Raw genomic sequence first — 3,178 nt, 5'->3', positions numbered from 1 at the left:
AGAGGCTTTGCTCCGAAAATCCCCGACGCGGCTAAAACAAAAAGACACAATACATTAGTTATATATTGACCAATTGTTTCATCGTATGAGTCGGCGACAAAAGCTAATAAAAGCCAAAGAAGCAGCGCTATTTTTATAAACCAATTTACCCTTTGTCGCATACTGTGTCTGCAATCAAAGCTAATCACCATTGCGCCTATGCTGTTTAGTTCGAAAATTTTACGAATTTTTTTTTTGTAATAATACAGAATTTTATCGTTTCTAAACTCAAAATACATACCGTCTTTATCGCGAATTACGGTCAATAATGAAACCAATATAAATGGAAGCATTCGAAAGGTCTTAAGGCTAACGGGATTTACTATGGTAGCAAAAGTCAAAAATATAATAAAACCTATCAGTAGCGCCGGAAATTGATAAATCATAAATTCGTAATAAGTATGATCTTTGATGATTAGCGGATCTTTGTCGTAGTCTCTAGCTTTGGAATTTTGCCGCAAAGAGTCGCTATCATCCGAGATAAAATTTTGCGACTCTACATTATCTTTGGCGGTAGAATTCTGAGCCGTTTTGCTTTCTAAATTTAAAGCGTCAGGATCGGAATTTAGGGTTTCAGAATTCTGGATTTCAGAATTTGGGACTTTAAAATTTTCACCGTTAGAATTTTGTTCCAAGCCCCGCTTCGGCTCTTGATGTCTCTTTTGTAGTAGCCTTTTAAATTCCTCAAGCCTATTTTGATCCATTTGCCGCCTTTAAATTTGATGGACGTGCCATTTTATAGCGCCGCCGCTTAAAGCTCAGTAAATTTTACCGCGCGTCCGTCGCGCGCAGGCAAGCCCGACGAACCGAAACGATGCCGACGGATCAGGCGCCGCGAAACCGCCTTTTTGTACAAAGCTTTAAGCTGATCTGCGGGCCAAATTTCATCTCAAATCGCACAACCGCCTTCTGTGCCGGCGCTTGTCGCGTGAGATCACGCCCGAATAAGCATCATATCCGCCGCGGGCCGCACCGAGGCTTCGACGCCGTGCGGAAAAAAAGGCTCGGACGACAAAAGCCGCGCCTAGCCGTACAAATTTAGCGCGAGCTCGGCCGCTCAAGGCACTTGCAAATTTTATCTATACTTTAGCGTCTGTTTGCAAGCTCGCACAGTCCTTGCGCAGTGCGCCGAAATGGGGTGTCGCCCAATCCGATACAAAATCTAAAACGCGCCAAATCCGGACGATCTAGGCCTTAAAAATGCACTTTAAATTTCGCCCAAAAGCTTCTGCCGGGCTCATAAAGCCTCGTGCCGTTGGGGATAGTCTCGTAGCCTGCGATACCGCCGCCGTAGCCGCCTTTTGAGTTATGATAGGCATATTTGGCGTCGTTTAGGTTTTCCGCCGCTAGCAAAAATTGATAATTTTTGTATTTATAGCCCGCGCTTAGCCCCAGCGTCCAAAAGCTATCGCTCTTGCCCAGGTCCATGCCGCCTACGTCGCCGTAGCCTTTTTGCGCGCGGTTTTGCGACGCGTTAGTGTAGAAGTCGGCTTTGACGAACCAGTCTGGCTTTTCTAAACCGGCGCTTAGTTTAAACGCTAGAGGCGAAACCTTAGGCAGCGCGTCGCCGTCTTTTAGGCCTCCTGCATTTTTAGTCACCTTGCCGTAGACGTAGGATACTCCCGCCCCCAGCCTAAACATATCGGCTAGCAGCGTAGTGCCCTCGATCTCGCCGCCGTATAGCAGGGCGTCGGTATTAAAGGCGTCTGAGGACATGCCCATAGGATTATATTTTAGCATGATATAATCATCCATCTTTGAGACGAAAAAATTCGCGCTTAGTTCGTAATTTTGATCTTTTAGTACGGCGCCAAAATCCAGCTGAGTATTTCTTTCTTTACGTAGCTCTAAGTTCGCGTCCTTGTTCGTTTCCCAGTGATCAGGTAGTCTTTGTGCGTGCCCTAACCCAGCATAAAGCGTTAAATTTTGCAGATATTTTTCGTATCTAAAAAATCCTGAAAATAAATTTTCTTTCCTGCTCTTATGCGTTTTTAGCAGCCTTCTCTCGCCTGCGTCCAGCCTAAGTCCGCCAAAAAGCCCGTAGTCGTTTTCTAGGACGTATTCGTTTTGAGTGTAGATCGTTTTATACGTTACCTTGCGCTCTTTTACGTGCGGCTTTGATACGGCGGCGTCCATTTCGGCTTTAGATACGCCGGCTCCGCCCGTTCCAGCGCCTCTCCACTTAAATACATCCTCAGAGTACCCAGCGCCAAGATAGCTTGTTAGATTGTCGAAATTTAGCTCGCCTTCTAGCTTAAAGCCGTACATATCGCGTATCGGGTGGCTGATGCTATATCCCTTGCCGCGCCCCGTGCCCGGCACCACCGGACGCATGGTGAAGTTGTCCATTATGTGATCGATCTGATGATAGTACGAACTTAGCCTGATCTTGTGCTCGCCGACGTCTTGTTCAAATTTGAGCCCGAAAGATTTACGGTCAAACTGCACGCCGTCTCTCATCCTGTCCGCATACGCCGCTTCGCCCTCGCCCAGGTCCGTGCTAAGCTGAATGGCGGTAGAATCGGTAGGCGTGATCGTGCCCACGAGCGAGACGCTGTTGCGTTTATAGTGCGTATGCATTTTCTGTCCGCCGCCGCTTTTATAGTCGCCGCTCTCGTAATGTCCGCCCGAGATCTGCAAGCTGCCCCATTCATTGCCCACGACGGCGTCGGCTACGGTTTCGAAGCGTCTAAAGCTTCCGCCTAGCACGCTAAAATTCCCGCCGAATTGCGTTTTATCTAGTCTTAAAATATCTCGATCGAAGAAAATACCGCCGCTGATGAGCGCTCCATATCTGACGTCCTGCGGACCTTTGACGATGCGCACGGAGTTGTAGTTTTGCGCCGAGATGTAGGTGATGGGCGTATCCATACGCATGCCGCAGCCGCCGTTTAGCGTGCTGCCGTCGATGAGCACGGGCAGTCTGGACGCCGTCTGCGAGCGGTAATAAACCTCGCTGCCGCCTCCGCCCTTGCGCTCCATCGAAAAGCCGCTTAAGTTCAAAAGCGATTTTGCGATGTCGCCGTTTTCTAAAATAGTGTCTTTACCCGCGATCTCCACCTTCGTGGGCTCTTGCAAGATAGATTTTTTAAAATTCGACGATACGATTATCGTGCCTAAATTTACGTCCTTGCTCGCA

The 3,178-nt window shown here is 48.0% G+C and carries 2 protein-coding genes; both read right to left on the bottom strand.

Annotated features, from left to right (window positions below):
- Window positions 1–743: hypothetical protein (locus Q0620_RS00100; RefSeq protein ID WP_298782596.1), on the bottom strand; the 743-nt coding region annotated here is incomplete at its 3' end.
- A 490-nt stretch (window positions 744–1,233) separates the two neighbouring features.
- A partial coding sequence (locus Q0620_RS00095; RefSeq protein ID WP_298782595.1) for a TonB-dependent receptor occupies window positions 1,234–3,178 on the bottom strand: 1,945 nt, incomplete at its 5' end.

Origin of the sequence: uncultured Campylobacter sp. (assembly GCF_938017615.1) — a bacterium.
GTDB lineage: Bacteria > Campylobacterota > Campylobacteria > Campylobacterales > Campylobacteraceae > Campylobacter_B.
The sequence above is the reverse complement of the archived record's forward strand: the minus strand, read 5'-3'. Positions and strand labels throughout refer to the sequence as shown.